An 18,852-nucleotide genomic window follows, 5' to 3' on the forward strand; every position below is an offset into this window, starting at 1 on the left:
TCATCAGTGGTCTCGTTCCAATATAAAATGGGCCAGTTCTTCCAATCGTTGGCCATGGCTCCCAAGTGAGGAGATCGAGAGACACGCTTCTTGAATCAAATTTTGAGCACGCTTTTGACTCTCATCAACACCAATCAGGGAGGGGTAGGTTAATTTACCGTGTTCGGCGTCTTTTCGCACGCCTTTTCCCATTTTTTCTTCATCACCGGTTAAATCAAGTAGATCATCCGTAATTTGAAATGCCAATCCTATGCAAGTGCCGTATGTTTCCAGTTTTTCCAGGGTTACTGCATCTGCACCACCAATTCTGGCTCCCATTGTCAGAGCACTGCAAATCAGCCGTCCTGTTTTTCTACGGTGAATCGCTTCCAGCGTTTCCAAAGTGGGTTGATTCTGATGCTCCGACTCCAGGTCTGCGACTTGTCCGCCGACCATTCCCACAGCGCCTGCTGCATTGGCCAGGTCAACACAACATTCAGCAGCACAAGACTTTACTTCAATTTGTCTTGCCATGATTTCAAAGGCCCGCGTTAATAAGGCATCTCCGGCCAGGATGGCATTTGCTTCACCAAATTTGATATGACTGGTAGGTTTTCCTCTGCGGAGGTCATCATCATCCATTGCTGGAAGATCGTCATGGATTAGGGAGTATGTGTGCACAATTTCAATGGCACTGGCTGCCGGTAGCGCGTCTTCCCTGTTTCCACCACAGGCTTCACAACTAAGCAGAACCAGAATGGGCCGCAGCCGTTTTCCACCAGCGGAAAGACTGTAAGACATTGCCTCTTTGAGAATTGGTGGGCAATCCGTTGAATGATCGAGTGAGTCTGATAAATGTTGATTTACCAGACTCTGTAGCGTGCTCCACATTTCCTTGAAGGTTGGCCGTTGATCGCTCATTCAATAAAGTTCTTTGTTTAAAGTAGCTGAAGTGGTATTTCAATCAGTTTCTGTTGCAGAAGCCAGAAGCAGTCCGATCTGGCAGGCTTTGAGATATTCCTCAATCATCAATGTTTCTTTTGTGGTATGGATATCCTGCTGGCCGCATCCCAGGGTGACTGTGGGGAATCCATGCGCGACCATCCAGTTCGCGTCCAGGCCCCCATTGGCGATATTGAGCTCTGGTTGGATACCCGTTTTTTGGATGGCGTGTTTTGCTGTTTGAACTGCAGGTTCCTGTTCTGAAAGCCGAAAGGAATCATATTTCAAATAGGATTCAAACGAAATGCTGCCTCGCTTTCCGGAACTGTTTTTCAGGGACTTTGCAGACTTCTGGAAGGCTTTTTTAAATTCATCAAGAATTTTTTGTCGAAAGCGGGGATTATGGCTGCGGGCTTCTGCCTTGATTGACAATTCGGGCATCACCACATTTGTGGCCGCTCCCCCTGAGATGACTCCAATGTTACTGGACCCGGAATTTTTGCCTTTGATCACCAGGCCGTGCCAACCATTTCGTGAGAGGTCTTCAATGGCATTGGCTGCGATGACCGCGGCGCTGACTCCATGTTCGGGATGTGCTCCCGCATGGCTGGCAATTCCCTCTATTTGAATCAACATTCCTGAATCACCGGTGGCTCCAATACAAACCATATCAGCCAGTTTTCCATCCCAGTTGAAGCACATTTTGGGTTTTCCCAGTTTTCCGGTTGCCAGATGTTTTACACCTACCAAGCCGATTTCTTCCTGAACCATCCAACAGAAAGTTAATGGCGGATGAGGGATATCCTGTTCGAGAATTGTGAGTAAGGCATTGAGGATCACGCTACAGCCTGCCCGGTCGTCTGCTCCCAGCGCGGTCTGATTACTTTTGGAATGAATCAGCTTTCCTTTTTTGATCGGTTCTGCTCCGACACAAAGCGGGACAGTGTCCATATGAGCCATCAACATACGACGGGGGCCACGTATTGTTCCTGGAAGTTTCACAATCATATTTCCAGACTCACCACCAATGGGGCTTTTCTTATGAGCGGTATCGAAGGTGATGCATTTCTCAGGCAGACCTGCTTTCCGGAGTTCTGCCACAATAGCGGCTGCGATTTTTCCTTCTTCACCACTTTTACCAGGTATGGCCATCAGCCGCGTGACGAGTTGTAATGCCTGTTTGTGATTGACTTTAATGGTAGAATCTCTGGTATGTTTGTTCATTAGGGGGCTTTGATAAAAAGAGAGAGGGCATTTGCTTGTATCGATTGAAGTGTTTCGTTCTTGTTATTGCAACTTATGCTTTTGAACGAGTTTTTTCAATGGGATTGCCGCGATGATTCCCGTCTTCCTCCTTTGGGTGCGGCAGACTCATATTGTGGGTGCGGCAGACTCATATTGCTGTAAATCTAGATCAAACTTAGAATCCTGCCTGTTTTGTTGCTGAAATCCTTAAATGGGGCCAGGTAACCCTGTTTGAATCTTAACAATGGTATTCTGATAATTGAAGATGATTCGTTCTCGCTTGCGCTGGGTTAAGCATTTAACGCTGGCAATTTTTACTCTCATGCTGTTTGCAATAGGGTGCGAGGTCGCGTTGCGCATTTCGGAATATCGGGAGCAGGTTTCCGTCAGTAATTATGATGCTGGCGGTTTTCTGATTCCTTCGGACGTTTCCTATCATCGAATTCGTCCCTTCCAGAAAGTCTCTCGGAAACAGCCGGATACCGGAGAGCCTGTTCAATTTACGATCAATAGTATGGGGTTGAGAGGAAAGGAATATACCATTCCCAAACCCGCTGGTGTCTTTCGAATTCTTTGTCTGGGAGGCGAAAACGTTCTTGCGCCGGAGATGGAAGACCCCGATACGTTTTGTGTTCGTTTGGAGAATCTGCTTCAAAAACAGACTCAGTTAAAAGTGGAAGTGGTAAATGCCGGGGTTCCTGATGCGAGTCCCCTGATGTCTTATCTGGACTTGAGACACTCTTTGCTGGGGCTACAACCTGATTTGATTCTGCTTCATTTTGATATGTCTGACGTCGCCGACGATCATGCACTGAGACGATACACTCAACTCAGTGATTCTGGAGTTCCTCTGTGTTCGATGCATCCTTTGTTCGATCAGATGAATGCACCCGAACGCCTGGAAAATCATTTTCTGATCTATCGCTATACATTGAGGTGGCTGGGTGATTCCTGGGTGGAAAATCAACCTGCTGGTCTGGATCGAGATATTGATACTCCGCAGGGAAAATACTTGTGGCTGGAAGATCATCCTCCTGACTGGTCTGTGTATGTCAGACAGACTTTGGAGCCCATTCAGAACATCCAGCAGATTGCACAGGGAACCTACTCCCGATTCATTCTGGCAACTTATCCCAAGCCCTGGCAGGTTTCTGAAAACGCGCTGAATCAGGAAGGGGTCAGGGGTTCTCTGGGAGTGCGCGAGGGAGTCAAATATACCAGTCGCTTTCCTTTTGATTTGTTAGACACCTATGCAAAGCAGTTGAATCTGTCATACTGTGATACATCGTCGACCTTTCAAAACATTCAAAATCCTGACCGATATTTTCTGAATCATGTGCCCCAATTTTCGCGAGAAGGACACGCGTTGTATGCGCGGGAACTGGCATTGTTTATCTTGAAGGATGTTCCCGGGATCTGGTCAGATTCGGATCCATCGAACACAGAACAACCGGCGCCACGACAGGCTCTGGTTCCCGGGAGTTGAGCAGCAGTGGAGAATAGAATGTGATGTTGATGAATGATAAGACGATTTAAGAGTAGGGAGTGCTAAAGTAAGAGCCCGGCTTTTTGTAAGAAACTGTTCATATACGAAGCAATCTTTTGAGGGAAAGCCCTTGTTTCAGGGGAGAACAGGCAGATTTTCTGCCTTTCAAAGAGGTTTTCTCGAAAGAGGACCTATCTTTATCTATATGATAAAGTTGCCTTAATTTTCGGTGGCATACCAAAATTACGTTGAAATAGAGGAAAGAATTTTATGGGTTCGTATGAAACAGCTTGTCGTTATTTTGATCAGGCTTCGCGTCAGGTTGGTTTATCGCACAACATGCAGGAATTGTTACGAACACCGGAAAGGGAAGTGAAGGTTGAAGTCGCGATTGAGCGTGATAACGGAGAGATCGCCACGTATATCGGGTATCGAATTCAGCATGACAGTTCCCGTGGACCAATGAAGGGGGGGCTTCGTTTTCACCCCGAAGTCGACGCAGATGAAGTTCTGGCATTGGCTTCGCTGATGACTTGGAAAACAGCGTTAGTGAATATTCCTTATGGTGGTGCCAAAGGAGGAATTTCGGTCAATGTCGCTCAGCTTTCGCAGGGGGAACTGGAACGTGTAACCCGTAAATTTGTCGACAAAGTTTATGATGTTATTGGGCCTTTGAAAGATATTCCTGCTCCTGACATGGGAACAAATGCGCAAGTGATGGCCTGGATTATGAATCAGTATGAAAAATACCGAGGTTTTAATCCAGCCTGTGTTACGGGAAAGCCTTTGGAATTACATGGGATTGATGGTCGTGAAGAAGCGACTGGTCGCGGCGTTGCTACGGTGACACGTGATACTCTGGATCGCTTGAAAATCGATGTGACCGGAGTGACCGTTGCCATTCAGGGGTTTGGGAATGTGGGAAGTTATACGGCACACTTTTTGGATGAATTCGGGGCAAAGGTTGTTGCGGTCTCTGATGCCAGCGGAGGAATTTATAACGCCAATGGAATTAATATTCCGAAATTGATCGAATACACGCGGGATACGGGAGCAGTGAAAGGTTTTCCTGAAACGGAAGCCATTTCCAACGAAGAATTGCTGACATCGAATGTAACGGTATTGATTCCCGCCGCTCTGGGAGGAGTACTGACTGGTGAGATTGCCCGTGAAGTCAGGGCAAAATGTATTGTCGAAGCAGCGAACAATCCGACCGAATTCGAAGCCGATGAAATCTTTGAGAAAAATGGCGTTGTTGTTGTGCCAGATATTCTCGCCAATGCGGGCGGAGTAACCGTCAGTTATTTTGAATGGGTTCAGAATCGGCAGCATTTTAGTTGGGAAAAAACCCGTGTTCGCTCCGAGTTAGATCGTATTATGAATGACAGCTTTGAATTGGTTTGGAAAATCGCAACGGATAAAAAAGTCTCGTTACGCATTGCCGCCTATATCCTGGGGATCGGCCGCGTTGGTCGCGCCACCGTTCTGGGCGGGATCTAGACGAATTCCAGGTCTGTTTTTCCATATGGAATAAGAGGTATCTTTGCCGGTTCCATGCAAATCAAATCAAAGCAAATCAAATTTCATACCGAGAGTTTAAAGAGGTAGAAAATGTTATCAACAGAGCAACTGATTAATGATTGCGTGCTGTTTCACTCTGTTACTAAAACTGAAATGGAAGAGCTGCTTTCTTATTCTGAGTGGGAAGAGTTTCCGGACGGCACACGAATTCTGGATGAGGGAAATTCGACGCGTTATCTCTGGGTTATTCAAAGCGGTTCCTGTGAAGTGCGAAAAAAGCTTTCCAACGGAACCGAACAATCACTGGCTCAACTGGGTCCGTTTTCCATCTTTGGTGAGATGTCATTTTTTAATCCGGCACCTCACTCGGCAAGCGTAGTGGCTTTGAGTGACGTGAATACGATTCGAATACCCGGACGTGAGTTCGATCAGATGCTGAAAGATGGCGCCAAAGGAGCTCAAAAGGTTGTATTTAATACGGTTCGCATCATGTCAGATCGCCTGCGGTTGATGGATAAATGGACAGCGGAAATGGTTGAAAGCTGTGGCTCCCGGTCAAAGAATGCAGAATGGCATGAATTCCGGTCCAAGCTCTATTCAGACTGGCAATTTTAGGTAATCAGTGTCCGTCTGCCCTGAAAACACGATAGGTGAGGGTATTTCAGTAGAGCGACTACTTCTTGGCCAGGGGATCCCGCGTTGACAGATTTTCGATGATATTTGATACTCCAGCAAGTTGAATTAGCTGAATTCAGTATTGTGACTTCATTTTCTGGGGCGCACTTTTCCAGTGACCAGTGTGTCTGTTAGTATAAAGTAACGATTTTTTACAAAACCAGTCTGGAGAGAACGGGAAAATCTTCCGTAGATTTTTATGAGTACGAAAACTGAACTCGACTTGTCACATTACACACAGTTGGTGGCTCAGCAGGCGCGCGCGGCCTCCCGGAAACTGGTTTCCGCGAATGGGAATCAGAAAAACGACTGGTTGCGGCGGATGGTCGAACTGATTCAATCGCGGGCACCGGAGTTACTGGAAGCCAATGAGCAGGATATCAGGCAGGCTCCCGAATTTGGTTTGACGGAAGCTTCAATTGATCGACTCCGATTAACCAAAGCAAGATTACAGGGAATTGTGACGGCACTGGAAGAAATTACTGCGCTACCTAATCCCATTGGTGAAATCATTGGAAGCAATATGCGCCCCAATGGATTGCTGGTGACGCAAGTACGTGTTCCGTTGGGGGTGGTCTTCTTTATCTATGAATCACGTCCCAATGTGACGATCGACGCTGCTGCTTTATGTGTTAAAAGCGGGAATGCGGTTATCCTCAGGGGTGGAAAAGAAGCATTTCACAGTAATATGGCCTTGTATGGATTGTTACAACAAGGGCTCAAAGATGTAGGGTTACCTGAACAGGCAGTGCAACTTGTAGAGACAACCGACCGGGAAGCGGTCGGACAATTTCTTAAATTGAATGAATATATCGATGTGACCATTCCCCGCGGCGGTAAGGGACTGATAGAACGAGTTGCCCGCGATGCAACCATGCCCGTGATCAAGCACTTTGACGGGATCTGTCATGTGTATCTCGATAAGTCAGCCGACCCCGATGCTTCGGAAGCGATTACCGTTAACAGCAAATGCCAGCGTCCGGGAGTCTGCAATGCGGCTGAAAGTCTGCTGGTTCACGCGGACATTGCGGGATCGATTTTTCCGCGGGTCGCAGGCGCATTGATCGAGCAGGGTGTTGAACTCAGGTGTTGTCCCAAATCAATGGAACTGGTCAGCGGTACGAAAGCTGCGACTGAGGAAGATTATGGTACAGAATATGGTGCCAAAGTGATGTCCGTTAAAATCGTGAACGATATTGATGAGGCCATCAGTCATATTCACAAATATGGTTCCGGGCATACGGAATCCATTGTAGCAACAGAATTGGCGGCAACTGAGAAATTTACGACCGAGGTCGATTCAGCTGCGGTGATTGTTAACGCCAGTACGCGATTCAATGATGGTGGCGAATTTGGACTTGGCGCTGAAATCGGGATTAGTACCGATAAGTTTCATGCGCGTGGCCCGTGCGGTTTAGTGGAATTGACAAGTTATAAATATGTTGCCCACGGAGCAGGGCAGATCAGAGAATAAAAACATCACATAATTCATCATTCGGGGGCGAATCGAAATTTTTCCCGGGTTTGAATTCAGGGAGAGCGTTCTCAAGGGAGGCCAGGGATGGCAGACGTACTCAGTCAGAATGAAGTCGAGTCGCTATTATCGGCTCTGGATCCGAGTGCCAGCAGTGGCGGCGGCGGGGCGAGTCGTCCCTCGTCTCGCACTACGGACTTCAATGCTCAGATCAGTATCTATGATTTCAAACGACCGGAACGTGTCAGCAAAGAGCAGATGCGGGCGTTTCGTGCGCTGCATGAAAGTTTCAGTCGGGAATTCGGTGCCGCTCTGAGTGGGATGCTGAGATCGATCATAGAAGTGAAGTTGATTAGTGTTGACCAGCTGACATACAGCGAATTTGTTTTCAGTCTCGAAAATCCCACCTGTTTCAATTTGCTCGAATCTGAAACCCTGGATGGGCATATTATTCTGGATATCAGTCCCTCTATCATTTTTCCGATTATTGATCGGCTGCTGGGTGGAGATGGGAATTCTCAGGGAGCCTATCCCAATCGGGCGCTCACTGAAATAGAAATTCGTCTTGTCTCACGGATTACCGGACTGGCAATTGAAGGCATCGAGTCTGCCTGGAGTAACCTCTGTGATTGGAAGCTGAGCGTTTCACAAGTTGAGAGCAATCCCCAGCTGGTTCAGATTGTCCCACCCAACGAAGTGATTGTGTTAATTTCCTTTGAAGTCACGATGGGAGAAACACGCGGAATAATCAACTTGTGTATACCGTTTAATACGATCGAGCCGATTTCGAGTAAGCTGACATCAGATAGCTGGTCTGCTTATAAGAAAAAGACGCCCGACCTGCGTCAGCAGTTAAATCTGGAAGCCAGCGTGACACAATCAAAAATTAACATGAAAGTGGATTTGGACAATAGCAAGCTGACTGCAGGAGAAGTTCTCAATTTAGCAGTTGGTGATGTGATCATGTGCAACAAGGGGAGTGCTCAGTCGCTAACCGTCGAATTAGAAGGTTCACCGGTATTCACTGCATTTCCCGGTGTTTATAAAGGCCATAAAGCGATTAGTATTGAATCGATGTTAGCGATGCCCAAAGATATTGTTGAAGAAAAAATCCGGACGACAGAGTCAGCTCAAGGGGTTGGCTCTTCATAAAAAGGGATTTATTAGTGGTCGTTTGTTCTTGCTGGATGGTCTCAGGAATGCATCAGTACGATGCGGATTGTCTGTCTGCCTGTTAAAAAGAGTGGAAGCCGTCTTTCGTCTGTGAATCAAGATCTGGATTATGAGAGGTTTAGACTTTTTTTCTCTGAAGTAATCTGGTTTTAGCCTCGTTTCGGTAGAAATCAGAGAGTCTGGCTGAGTATACTGCTCGATTAACTTTCAATTTCATGTTTAGCATGACCTGCTCAATGGAATCGAGTCTCTTTTATGGTGATCGATCAATTGTCCGGTTGAGCGAAGAGAGTATTGTAACAGTAACCCAACCCAATGTTTACGATCTGAAGCTCAGTTTTCAGAGAGGCGAAGATTGTCTCTGAATCGTTTACGAAGATTGAAAAATAATGCCTAAGCAAAAGACACACAAAGGAATCAAGAAGCGGTTTAAGATTACTGCTTCTGGTAAAGCCAAACACAGGAAAGCATTCCGCGGTCACATTCTCAGCAAGAAAAACCCCAATCGTAAGATCCGACTTCGTGGTGACGGAGTTGTGACTGGTGCTGAAGCAAAATTAATCGTGAACGCACTTCGTCCCAGTTCATAAGATAGCGGGTCCCGTGATGCCAGATTACGGGGAATCGATCCTGATAGAATCAGAGTTTTAACTTCTCAGTTGGAAAGTAGTCATGCGAGTTCGCAAAGGTTCAGCTCGACTTAGAGCTAAGAAGAGACTGTTTAAAGAAGCACGCGGTAATTTTGGTGGTCGCGGTAATTTATTGCGAACCGTCAAAGAGACGCTCATTCGCTCAAGAGTGTACGCCTACCGTGACCGTCGTGTCCGTAAACGCGAATTCCGAGCTCTGTGGATTACACGAATCACCGCGGCTTGCCGTGAACGTGGCACGAACTATTCACAATTCATCAATGGCTTGACGAAGGCGGGGATCAAGCTGAATCGGAAGACAATCAGCGAACTTGCGATTTCTGAGCCTCAGATTTTTGATGAAATTCTGAGTGCCGCTCAGGCTGCACTAGTGGCCTGAAATGGACTTGTCCCTCTTCAAAGGGGCTGAAGTCTAATAAAGCGAAGCAAAGTGGTGAGTCGACAAGCAGCGCTCGCTGCGCGTGATTCTGTCTGTTTTATCAAGCCCGTCTGGTTGCATCTACAGCAGAGGGCTTACGAGACGAAGTGTGTTTTCCAAAAAACGCTCTTTAAATGAGCGGTTTTTCCATTCTGCAGCGTTCAGTCGGTCGGCATCATCGATATAGGTTTGCTGTAACGATCTCAGTTCTTTCGCGAACTGTGCCTCGTAGACGAAGAGTGAGACTTCGTAGTTCAGCCATAGGCTTCGCATATCGAGATTCACGGTACCAAACATTGAAGCGGCGCCATCTGCCATGACTGATTTTGTATGCAGCAATCCTCCACGGTAGAGGTAGATTTCCACTCCTGCGTTGAGTAAGTCATCGAAATAGGACCGACTTGCATAACGCGTCAGAAAAGAGTCCACCTTCTCTGGAACGATCAACCGCACGCTGACTCCACGTCCTGCAGCGCCTAGTAATGCTCTGAGCAATGATTCATCGGGTACGAGGTAAGGCGTGGTGAGGACCAGCTCATGCTGTGCGGCGTTGATCAGTGCGAGTAACATTTGAAGAAGTCCGTCACCACTTTCGCCTGGACCAGAGGGAATCACCTGAATATCAGCAGCGCCGTTGGATGCTGTCAGGTGTAGACCTGTGTTTTCCACAATTTTCTCGATTGGCTCACCCGTTTCGAGAATCCAGTCACCGATCATCGTGGCAGCAAGTGAGATTACGACCGTGCCTTTGAGGCGGACCATGGCGTCAACCCACTCACCAACTCCTGCGCCCTGTTTGAAATATCGTGGATCCACAAGGTTCATGCTGCCTGTCCATGCCACTTCGCTATCGACAACGATGATCTTGCGATGGACACGCAAATCGGTTCGACCGACAAACGTGCGGAAGAGGCCGACGGGTAAAGCGGGTTGGAGTTCGATGCCCGCCTCACGAAGCTGAGCAGGTTGCTGACTTTTCCACCAGGGACGGGCTCCCAGTGCATCGATTAATATGCGACAGGAAACACCTCGACTGGCAGCTCGAATGAGGGCCTGTAGCACTTCATCGGCCAGTCCTCCTTCATTCCAGATATAAAACTCCATCAGTATACTCGTTTTCGCCGAGTCAACATCCCGGGCGATTTGTTTTAGTATTTCTTGCGTTTCGGAAAACAGTTCCAGGCTACATCCGCAAACAGTGGAACTGCCCATCATGGTCTGTCCGAGCTGATTCATGCCCTGCACGGCCTCACTATGGCGTGACCAGTCAACGTCGGCCACTCCCATTTGAATGGCGATTTCCGACAGTTTTTTGTAATCCGTTCGCAGTTTTTCGATGGCACGGATACGACTGCTTCCAATTCGACGTTCACCAATCAGGAAATAGAATAGAACACCGGCAAGAGGCACTGCTAAAATCAGTACCAGCCAGGCGAGCGCGACACCGGTGGCTGGTCGTTTCATGATGACGCGAACTGATACCGCAATGACGATTAGCGGATGTGCGATTAACAGGATGTTGGAAAGATCCAAATGCTGGAAATAATGAAGCATTAACTCACTCGCTGTTGAAAGGTCGTTCCTGATCTGGAAAGTCGAATCCGGTAGTAATTTGAACCATTTCGAAGGGCACCAGAATCATCATATCTCATTTAAGCAGGGGTACTTTACTGGCTTTGAATCAAGTATATAGTCTGGTCTCAGATTTGCGCCTCACTGATGTAAGAATAGGCGTGATTCTCTTTTTTTGTGTGGAAGTAAGTAATTCTCATGAGGCGCAACTGACCGCCTGGCTTTGATTGTCTGGCTGTGAATGATGCATCTGGTAAAGATGGCGAGGCGACCAGAATTTTAGGGATCTGATGAACACTGTCCCTGTGGGATGAAATTGCAGTACGCAGTTCAAGACCATTCTGATACATTACGTCTGAGAAATCGAAACATGCTTTTTTGGGGATTCTTTGTTGTGTTTCCCAATCAAGGAGGCGGGGAGCAAATGTTTAAAAAAGTTGAATCGATGTCTGTAACCGGTCATCATTTCCACAGACTGAGGATGGCAGTTCCAGTCATGTTGAATGCATTAATACTGGTGTCGTGCACAGGTCTGGGACAAGTTGTGCCTGCCCCTATGGTATTTGAGGAACAGTCAAAGGAACTCCTTAAGATAGTACCGCTGGGAACCCCAAAAGCGGAGGCAATTCAAAAATTAGAGGCAGCCGGAATTTCAGGTGAATTCGCTTCTAGTCCTTCCATTTATTACTGTGATTTATGGGAACGCGAGAATGGAAAACGCTGGCACTTGAATGTTGCCTTGCTATTCAACGAAGCGGGAGCGCTTTATAAAACGCGTCCTGCCCAAGCCGATGTCTCCTGGAAGAGTGAAACGAATTCCGCGAGTGGAGAGAACGGTAAGCAATAGGTGAGAACTGGCCTGGGACTCAAGCAAAGTAACCCGGTCTGAATGCGATCTGAAATGGCGCTGCTTGTATGCGAATCAACTCAGTGTTCTGTGACAGGGGAGCTTCTTTTTTCGCCAGAAGTTTCAGCGGTCTAAGGGATCGGCTGGTTTCTCCAATAATTGAAGATGTCCCTGACAGAATTTGCAGGAAGCTGTTGTTCCCAGATATTTGTTTGCTACGCGTAGTTCTTCACAGCAATGGGGACAATTCGTGTAAAAACATTGCGGGCTGGTTTTACTGGAGTCGATTCGAAGGTGAAAAGGAGTTTCACAGAACTTGCAACGGACTTGCTTGCCGAGATATTTTTTGTGAACGCGCAGTTCTTTACTGCATTGCGGGCATTGGAAATAATAACCTGTTGGGAAGGCATCACAGCAGACCGAAAGCTCTTTGAGAGGGTGAAACGCTGGTATTTCGACGGTGTCATGCTCCAGATCTACATTGAGTAGTTCTCGGCAGGTTTGGCAATGAACCAGATTGGGGGGCATAACCTCGTTGCAATTCGGGCAAGGACCACCGGGCCAGGCGGGCATAATCATTCCTTATCTAATTTTACAATCACTTTCTGATAACTGATGAAATCATGGTGGCCCGAGTTTTCGTTCAGAGTCAGATCTTTACAGCCGCCTATTCGGGCCGAAGAAAATTCTTGAGTCTCCTGCAACGAGGTTCTTATCAATATACCAGAGGTTTTGACGATTTGAAATCACATTTCTCCCAGGTTGATCACAATCTTTCTCAAAAAACTCATTTTCCGGCATTCAGGCAATACAGCTTTTTAAATGTTCTGAGGAACATTTGGCCGTTCGCAACGACGACTGTTGCATGACTGGGATCATTCAGTTTAATTTTTCCATGAAACTTAAATTTAGGTGACGCATCAATCATGGCGACTTCACCATTTTCACTGATACAGTAGATGATTCCATTGATGCATACAGGTGAACTGCTATAGCCACCATCGACGCGTTCTGTCCAGACATTTTTCTGGGTGGCCAATTCAACGCAACTTACGACGCCGTTGTCTCCCCAAAGATAGAGATGTCCTTCAAACACGATGGGAGTGGGAACGTAAGGCAATTTCGACGAGCGTGTGTATTTGATGTGCGTTTCTTTCACATTGCCTGAACCGGTAGGATCGATGCCGTACAAGAGTTTTCCTCTGCCTCCCCCACCGCATTTCGCAAAGATCAATCCTTCTCCATAGACGGGAGAAGAAACGGTTCTACTTGGAAATGCTCCCGTGGTCCAATTGACCTTGCCGGTTTCGGGATCGAGACTGCTTACGCCGGTCGCGCCACTGACGCAAATTAACTGTGGATTGGTATTCGGGTGATTAATGATAATCGGGGTCGCGTATGATGTTCTGCGTTCTGCTCGTTCTGCTTGCCAGATGGTCTTTCCAGTGAGCTTGTTGAAAGCAGTGACTGAGCTGGGTCCCTTTTGGTCTTTGGTGGCGATGACGAGGTTTTTGTAAATGATTGGTGAACTGCCATGGCCATGCTGGCTGGTGAAGCCACCCAGGTCTTCTTCCCAGATTTTCTTGCCCTTCAGGTTATAAGCGATCAGCAAGTATGATTCTTCATCTGCAAACGCAACATAAACATGTTCCCCATCTGTAACTGGGGAACTGGAGGCCCAGCTTCCTTTTCTGTGTTTATGGCTTTTTTTCAATTTTGTTTCACGTCGCCATTTTTCTTTCCCGGTTTTAGGATCTAAGCAGAAGAGATAGCGTGTTTCCCCTTCTCCAATGGCGGAAGTGACAAACAGATTATCTCCCCAGACTGAAGGAGAAGAGTGTCCCAGACCGGGCAGTTCTTTTACCCAGGCGTAGTCAGCGTCTGTCCATTTGAGTGGAAATCCTGTTTCACTGGAGATCCCTGAGCCATCAATCCCTCGAAATCGAGGCCAATTTTCGGCTTTTAAGGAAGTCAGAGCGGAAAATGTGAGGCAGATACCCAGAATCGTTCTGAGTGTGGGAGTCAAAAGGCGAGTGAAAAGTAATCGATTCATGGGGGATTCTCTAAAACAGGCGGGATGTTATTCGGAATTCACTAGATTAGCTTGACGAATTTTATGTTCTGGTGCAAGTTAATTGAATATAATAATTAGTGGAGCTATCGTAAGTAAATAGAGGGTCTTGATTTCGGTTTTATGGAGTGAGGGGCGTCCTACTCGACCTTTTTACAGGCAATCATGCTCATTGATTTTCAACAATGCCCCATTTCCTGCGTTATTATCTATGCAAAACTCTGAAAAACAAAATACAAACGGCTCATCGAATGTGGCATACCTGATTGTTCAGGGGTTAGATGAGCGGGGTAAAGTCTATCGTCTGGTGGACCGTCAGGTGACTACGGTAGGTCGTGCGCCCACGAATCGGATTGTGCTGGATGATGAAGTTTGCAGCCGCAATCATTGTGAGATCTTCTACAGTGATTCCTCTTGGGTCATTCGCGATCTTGGAAGCCGAAACGGCACGATGGTCCAAGGTCAGTCCATCACTCAAGATCATGACTTGCAGGAAGGGGATGTGATTGAAATCGGAGACAGTGAGGGGATTTTCACTTTTGATGTCTCGCGATTTGCGTCTCGGCCTACTTCAGACGGTTCTAGCGGAGAAATGGAAAGTGCCACGATCGGAGTGGGGAGTCAGTCCAGTTGGGAAGAGTTTAACGTTCCGGAAATTATTCAGCGTAAAAGTCATACCCGGTTTCATACACCGCTTCCCTCCTCATCTCTTGATCGGGACCGGACCAGCCGAGAGTTAGGGCGTCTCTATCGCCTCGCTTTGGATATGGGGAATACCCAATCAGAACAAGAGCTTTCAGAGATTGTTTTAAAGGGGTTGTTTGAAGGGACGAGTGCAGATATTGGAGCGATTTTGTACTTTGACTCTGTTCAACAAGAACCCCGGAAACCAGAGAATCTGAAAGTCATTGCTTTTCAGTCGGTAGACGAACTCCCCTATCAGAAACCGTCCTTATTTCTCTCCGAGATGGTGTTTCAAGAGGGAGATGCGATTCTGGCGCACAATATAGCCGATGACAGTAAACTTTCTACCCGAGACAGTCTGGGTAAGATTCATGCGCAAAGTGTAATCTGTGCTCCGCTACGCAATAAGCAGGGAGTTACCGGGTTAATTCACCTCTATTCAACCAATCCTGATAATCCGCTGGATTCAGATGATCTGGAATTCACGCTGGCTCTGGCAGATCAATTAGCAATCTCATTTCAAAATTTGAGTGAGAAAAAGAAACTCTCTGATGGTCTGGCACGGATGGAAGGGGAAAATAAGGCCCTGCGTGAGCAACTGGAACTGGAAAGCGAGCTGGTCGGTAACAGTTCCAGTTTGGTTGCGATGAAGCAGCAGATTCTTCGTATTGCCCCTACTGACGCCAGCGTGCTGATTCGAGGAGAGAGTGGGGTTGGGAAAGAGTTGGTTGCTCGCGCGATTCATTTTAACAGCCAGCATAAGAAACATCCTTTTGTATGTATGAACTGCGCTGCCTTGAGTGAAGGGCTTCTGGAAAGCGAATTGTTTGGACACGAAAAGGGGGCCTTTACGGGAGCGACGAGTCAGAAACCGGGAAAATTTGAGCAGGCAGATCAGGGAACTCTGTTTCTGGATGAAGTGGGTGAGATGTCTTTAGGGATTCAGGCAAAGTTTTTACGTGTCCTGGAGGGGCACGCGTTTGAACGAGTGGGCGGCAGCACTTCGATCAAGGTCAATGTCCGTGTTGTGGCTGCCACGAATCGTGATATGGAAAAGGCCGTTTCTCAAGGAGTCTTTCGCCAGGATCTCTATTTCCGGCTGCATGTCGTCGAGATCAGTGTGGATCCCTTACGTGTCCGTTCTGATGACATCCCGGTACTGGCTAACTATTTCCTGAATCGATTTGTGATCAAGACAGGGCGTCCCATTCGTGGCTTTACTGATGAAGCCAAAGATCTACTGGAGTCCTATCATTGGCCGGGAAATGTGCGTGAGCTTCAGAATACGATCGAACGGGCCTTTATTTTATGTACAGATGATTTTATTGATGCTCCCGACATACAGCTCTCTGCAGTTGGTATGGAAAGCGATCCCCAATGTGTGTTGCCCCCTGCAGTTACGGGGTATCGGGAGGTTCCACTGGATGTTGTGGAACAGGAGCATATCATGGCTGTTTTGAACAAAACGAACTGGAACAAATCCCGATCTGCTCAAATACTGGGAATCGAACGATCTACGCTGGATCGTAAGTTAAAACGCTATGGGATCCACCGTCCTTGAGGTCCGGTTGGCTTGTTGGAAGAAGTTTTGAGTCATCAAAACGCTATGATCTTTCTCAGAACTTGGGAATCTTTCTTGGATTGATCTCTTGAACTAGAAACTCAGGGGTTTAAGACCTGTTCAAGTCTTTGATTTCGAAGTAGTTTGCAAAAATGTCAAAAATCTTGTTGACATTTTACCACAAAAACTCAAGAATTGTCCTAGAAACAGGGGATACCTAGAAGGTGTTCCTGCTCGCAGCTTTAAGCTGTGGCCCTAGTACCAGGGATGTTTTTTAACCACTAAATTTTAGAAGAGTTTCCCACCTGAAAAAACGTCCCACACCCTTGGAGGGTGTTGCTTTGAATCTCCCAAATAACGCAATGGATGCGTACGCTACGAGCGATTGATTTTCTCGGTTTGGTTGAGATTACTGATTTGTTGTTTTGTTCCACGTAGAAGGTTTGTCCATTCATATGTTGTGAGTGGAAGGCTTGGATTTTGTATTGCTGTTGGAGAAAAGAAGAGAATGTCGGCATTTTTGACGGGTACGAGTGACGTTAATAATCTTACAATCGAACTTGAAGTTGATCAGACATTGGTCGGCTTTGAGGCTGGTACATACCAGGAATTCTCGGATGAAGGTTATGATGCAAACTTTGATGCTTTATTTGGCGAAGAAGAGTACCGCGAAATGGGAATCAATCCCGATGACGCGACTCAGGCAAAGCCTGGTTCAGAGCAGAAAGTTCTGATGCTGGCAGCCCGTTACGCCGCAGGTTTACCTCTCTGGAATAATAGTGATTGTTATGATCACGGTCCGGGTGAGAACCTGCTGCAAGGACTTCTTGCTTAAAACCATCGAGTTCGTAGTGCGTTTTATACGCACCGAACCTCTCTATTGATATCAAAGGGTCTTCAGATTTCTATTTGAAGGCCCTTTTGTTGCGCTGAGATATTCTCTGGCGACCGTTTTCTTCTTGGCTATTCGCTTTGCCGATTATTGCAATGGCTGAGATCGTTACAGGATCGAGTTCTCAGACAATGCTGCGAGTGTGGGCCGATGTTCGGTTTGGATCAAAGTCTGGAACTCAGTTGATGGCTGAATCGCACAGCATGTGCTTCCTGGATTGCAATCAGGGTCACAGACTCTGAAAATATCGCTTTCTTCAGCACATTATTTGAGCGGATTGCAAATAAACAACGCAACTCGAAATTGAATCGATGTGGTCTCAGATCTTTGCAGACGATTTCGATTTGGGTCAAAATAATTTATCTAAGTATTGAATGTACTGTTAGATAGATATTTCTTCTCTCTGTGGTTGTGTTCTGAATGCGGTCTTTTTTTTTGAACTGTCTGTTTTTGGGCATGTGATTCGCAATTGTCGGGAAAGTAGTTCGAAACCATCCCGATACTCTTTTTTAAGTTAGATAGTTGCAATGTCTTTGCAGATTTTACAAAAACCTCTCAATTCGATTGCAGAAGAAACAAGTGCTTTGGAGAGTGACTTCGAGAATGGTCATGACCCGCTCGAAATGGAAATTCCACAGCGGTTTGCCCGCGAATTGACATCCTGTCCGGCAGCATCCAGGGTGGAAAGTGAAATTCTCTCTGGAACTCACCAGCAGATACAGAATCTCCAAGTGCAATGCGATCATTCTGGAATTACCGTATATGGTGTCAGTGGCAGTTATTACCTGAAGCAATTGGTCACTCAAAGCGTACTAACCCTGGCTCCATCAACACCACTCATGAATCGGGTATTAGTCCGTGCCAAATAAGTCAGCCGGCCAGGTCAGGGACTTCTGATGGTCAGTCTACCTGGTGTCCAGTGGTCTGAGGAAAATCTTCTCTCTTGAGAAATAAAAATAGCGGCGTGAGAAATTTCACGCCGCTATTGTTTTTTCAAGGTCTGAGTCAGTCATCAATCTGGACGATTTCAAAGCGGAGTGTTCCCGAAGGAACTTCCACTTCAACCTTGTCACCTACTTTTTTGTTGAGCAACCCCAATGCCAGTGGACTGCTGGTCAGAATCTTCATGACCTCGGTCAGATAATCTTCTTCTCCGGGGCCGACGAATTCATATTTTTCTTCCAGACCATCATCCAGATTATTCACGGTGACCACAGAGCCGAAGGTAATGACTCCTTTGGGCATGGTAGATTTGTCAGCGATGTAGCAATTCGCCAGTTTGGTTTTCAACTGACTGATTTTCGCATTTGTCATCCCCTGGGCTTCGCGCTGGGCATGATATTCGGTGTTTTCTTTCAGGTCACCTTCAGCCCGAGCGTCTGCAATACCCTGTACGATTTCAGGCATTTTTTCGTTTTCGAGAAAACGAATTTCTTCTCGCAGCTTATCGTATCCTTCTTGTGATATTGGATGACGGTCCATTATTTTGACTCCCGATTATTTCTCATCAACTTTTGTAATTCCATATATAGCAAAAACGGGCGACTTGAATTGTCGCCCGTTTTTACAGAGGCTAATTGCACGAGCATTATAACAGGTTTCGCTGCTTTAATGCTATGCAATTTCGACCCATTGCTGATCTTTTGCGCTCTGTAGAACGGC

18 protein-coding genes are annotated in these 18,852 nt (G+C 46.8%); 11 read left to right on the forward strand and 7 right to left on the reverse strand.

The window, feature by feature from the left end:
- Window positions 1–3: 3 nt before the first annotated feature.
- Together Q0668_RS11715 and Q0668_RS11720 are read right to left on the reverse strand one after the other, a co-directional pair.
- Window positions 4–900 carry a polyprenyl synthetase family protein gene (locus tag Q0668_RS11715; protein ID WP_298864604.1) on the reverse strand — a complete coding sequence of 299 codons (897 nt, stop codon included), beginning with the start codon at window positions 898–900 and terminating at the stop codon, window positions 4–6.
- A gap of 39 nt (window positions 901–939) precedes the next feature.
- A complete protein-coding gene (locus tag Q0668_RS11720) occupies window positions 940–2,145 on the reverse strand; it encodes a M20/M25/M40 family metallo-hydrolase (protein ID WP_298864606.1) in 1,206 nt (401 codons plus the stop codon).
- 286 nt (window positions 2,146–2,431) lie between these two features.
- Here Q0668_RS11720 and Q0668_RS11725 point away from each other — a divergent pair, with 286 nt between their 5' ends.
- From Q0668_RS11725 to rplT, 7 genes are all read left to right on the forward strand, one after another.
- Window positions 2,432–3,652, forward strand: a complete 1,221-nt coding sequence (locus Q0668_RS11725; RefSeq protein WP_298864609.1) for a hypothetical protein — start codon at window positions 2,432–2,434, stop codon at window positions 3,650–3,652.
- 270 nt (window positions 3,653–3,922) lie between these two features.
- Entirely contained in the window at window positions 3,923–5,152 is a 1,230-nt protein-coding gene (locus Q0668_RS11730) for a Glu/Leu/Phe/Val dehydrogenase dimerization domain-containing protein (RefSeq protein WP_298864612.1), read from the forward strand.
- A gap of 111 nt (window positions 5,153–5,263) precedes the next feature.
- Window positions 5,264–5,788, forward strand: a complete 525-nt coding sequence (locus Q0668_RS11735) for a cyclic nucleotide-binding domain-containing protein (protein WP_298864615.1) — start codon at window positions 5,264–5,266, stop codon at window positions 5,786–5,788.
- 259 nt (window positions 5,789–6,047) lie between these two features.
- The gene (locus Q0668_RS11740) at window positions 6,048–7,322 is read left to right on the forward strand and encodes a glutamate-5-semialdehyde dehydrogenase (protein ID WP_298864618.1); all 1,275 of its coding nucleotides are present in this window, start codon (window positions 6,048–6,050) and stop codon (window positions 7,320–7,322) included.
- 87 nt (window positions 7,323–7,409) lie between these two features.
- Complete coding sequence (gene fliM / locus Q0668_RS11745) at window positions 7,410–8,474, forward strand: flagellar motor switch protein FliM (protein ID WP_298864621.1); 1,065 nt, start codon at window positions 7,410–7,412, stop codon at window positions 8,472–8,474.
- A 410-nt stretch (window positions 8,475–8,884) separates the two neighbouring features.
- Window positions 8,885–9,085, forward strand: coding sequence for a 50S ribosomal protein L35 (gene rpmI, locus Q0668_RS11750; protein WP_298864624.1), 201 nt, complete (start codon window positions 8,885–8,887; stop codon window positions 9,083–9,085).
- 82 nt (window positions 9,086–9,167) lie between these two features.
- The gene (gene rplT, locus Q0668_RS11755) at window positions 9,168–9,524 is read left to right on the forward strand and encodes a 50S ribosomal protein L20 (RefSeq protein ID WP_298864627.1); all 357 of its coding nucleotides are present in this window, start codon (window positions 9,168–9,170) and stop codon (window positions 9,522–9,524) included.
- Between the two features lie 120 nt (window positions 9,525–9,644).
- On the opposite strand, the gene cls is transcribed toward rplT, so the two are convergent.
- Window positions 9,645–11,117: a cardiolipin synthase gene (gene cls, locus Q0668_RS11760; protein WP_298864632.1), complete on the reverse strand. Its 1,473-nt coding sequence runs from the start codon at window positions 11,115–11,117 to the stop codon at window positions 9,645–9,647.
- Window positions 11,118–11,559: 442 nt separating this feature from the next.
- On the opposite strand from cls, the gene Q0668_RS11765 reads away from it, so the two are divergent.
- Window positions 11,560–11,982: a hypothetical protein gene (locus tag Q0668_RS11765; RefSeq protein WP_298864635.1), complete on the forward strand. Its 423-nt coding sequence runs from the start codon at window positions 11,560–11,562 to the stop codon at window positions 11,980–11,982.
- Window positions 11,983–12,105: 123 nt separating this feature from the next.
- Here the strand turns inward: Q0668_RS11765 and Q0668_RS11770 are convergent, their stop codons facing one another.
- On the reverse strand, window positions 12,106–12,555 hold the full coding sequence (locus Q0668_RS11770; RefSeq protein WP_298864638.1) for a hypothetical protein: 450 nt from the start codon (window positions 12,553–12,555) through the stop codon (window positions 12,106–12,108).
- 214 nt (window positions 12,556–12,769) lie between these two features.
- Window positions 12,770–14,035 (reverse strand): PQQ-like beta-propeller repeat protein, encoded by a 1,266-nt coding sequence (locus Q0668_RS11775; protein ID WP_298864641.1) that lies wholly within the window; start codon window positions 14,033–14,035, stop codon window positions 12,770–12,772.
- Window positions 14,036–14,264: 229 nt separating this feature from the next.
- Here Q0668_RS11775 and Q0668_RS11780 point away from each other — a divergent pair, with 229 nt between their 5' ends.
- The 3 genes from Q0668_RS11780 to Q0668_RS11790 all read left to right on the forward strand — a co-directional run bounded on the left by Q0668_RS11780 (window position 14,265) and on the right by Q0668_RS11790 (window position 18,059).
- The gene (locus Q0668_RS11780; RefSeq protein WP_298864644.1) at window positions 14,265–16,298 is read left to right on the forward strand and encodes a sigma 54-interacting transcriptional regulator; all 2,034 of its coding nucleotides are present in this window, start codon (window positions 14,265–14,267) and stop codon (window positions 16,296–16,298) included.
- 508 nt (window positions 16,299–16,806) lie between these two features.
- A complete protein-coding gene (locus Q0668_RS11785) occupies window positions 16,807–17,133 on the forward strand; it encodes a hypothetical protein (RefSeq protein WP_298864647.1) in 327 nt (108 codons plus the stop codon).
- A gap of 584 nt (window positions 17,134–17,717) precedes the next feature.
- Window positions 17,718–18,059 carry a hypothetical protein gene (locus Q0668_RS11790; protein ID WP_298864650.1) on the forward strand — a complete coding sequence of 114 codons (342 nt, stop codon included), beginning with the start codon at window positions 17,718–17,720 and terminating at the stop codon, window positions 18,057–18,059.
- A gap of 136 nt (window positions 18,060–18,195) precedes the next feature.
- Here the strand turns inward: Q0668_RS11790 and greA are convergent, their stop codons facing one another.
- Window positions 18,196–18,675 carry a transcription elongation factor GreA gene (gene greA, locus Q0668_RS11795; protein WP_366918893.1) on the reverse strand — a complete coding sequence of 160 codons (480 nt, stop codon included), beginning with the start codon at window positions 18,673–18,675 and terminating at the stop codon, window positions 18,196–18,198.
- Window positions 18,672–18,852 (reverse strand): hypothetical protein (locus Q0668_RS11800; protein ID WP_298864658.1); only part of this gene is annotated, 181 nt, incomplete at its 5' end. The genes greA and Q0668_RS11800, both read right to left, overlap by 4 nt.

The sequence above is a fragment of the uncultured Gimesia sp. genome (genome assembly GCF_937910335.1).
Classification (GTDB): domain Bacteria; phylum Planctomycetota; class Planctomycetia; order Planctomycetales; family Planctomycetaceae; genus Gimesia.

Bases quoted from the DNA above. Each gene is read 5' to 3' on its own strand.
- Q0668_RS11775 (WP_298864641.1), bottom strand. From the start codon at position 14,035: ATGAATCGATTACTTTTCACTCGCCTTTTGACTCCCACACTCAGAACG.
- Q0668_RS11720 (WP_298864606.1), bottom strand. From the start codon at position 2,145: ATGAACAAACATACCAGAGATTCTACCATTAAAGTCAATCACAAACAG.
- Q0668_RS11790 (WP_298864650.1), top strand. From the start codon at position 17,718: ATGTCTTTGCAGATTTTACAAAAACCTCTCAATTCGATTGCAGAAGAA.
- Q0668_RS11765 (WP_298864635.1), top strand. From the start codon at position 11,560: ATGTTTAAAAAAGTTGAATCGATGTCTGTAACCGGTCATCATTTCCAC.
- Q0668_RS11780 (WP_298864644.1), top strand. From the start codon at position 14,265: ATGCAAAACTCTGAAAAACAAAATACAAACGGCTCATCGAATGTGGCA.
- fliM (WP_298864621.1), top strand. From the start codon at position 7,410: ATGGCAGACGTACTCAGTCAGAATGAAGTCGAGTCGCTATTATCGGCT.
- cls (WP_298864632.1), bottom strand. From the start codon at position 11,117: ATGCTTCATTATTTCCAGCATTTGGATCTTTCCAACATCCTGTTAATC.
- rpmI (WP_298864624.1), top strand. From the start codon at position 8,885: ATGCCTAAGCAAAAGACACACAAAGGAATCAAGAAGCGGTTTAAGATT.
- Q0668_RS11725 (WP_298864609.1), top strand. From the start codon at position 2,432: ATGATTCGTTCTCGCTTGCGCTGGGTTAAGCATTTAACGCTGGCAATT.
- Q0668_RS11740 (WP_298864618.1), top strand. From the start codon at position 6,048: ATGAGTACGAAAACTGAACTCGACTTGTCACATTACACACAGTTGGTG.
- Q0668_RS11730 (WP_298864612.1), top strand. From the start codon at position 3,923: ATGGGTTCGTATGAAACAGCTTGTCGTTATTTTGATCAGGCTTCGCGT.
- Q0668_RS11785 (WP_298864647.1), top strand. From the start codon at position 16,807: ATGTCGGCATTTTTGACGGGTACGAGTGACGTTAATAATCTTACAATC.
- Q0668_RS11770 (WP_298864638.1), bottom strand. From the start codon at position 12,555: ATGCCCGCCTGGCCCGGTGGTCCTTGCCCGAATTGCAACGAGGTTATG.
- rplT (WP_298864627.1), top strand. From the start codon at position 9,168: ATGCGAGTTCGCAAAGGTTCAGCTCGACTTAGAGCTAAGAAGAGACTG.
- Q0668_RS11715 (WP_298864604.1), bottom strand. From the start codon at position 900: ATGAGCGATCAACGGCCAACCTTCAAGGAAATGTGGAGCACGCTACAG.
- Q0668_RS11735 (WP_298864615.1), top strand. From the start codon at position 5,264: ATGTTATCAACAGAGCAACTGATTAATGATTGCGTGCTGTTTCACTCT.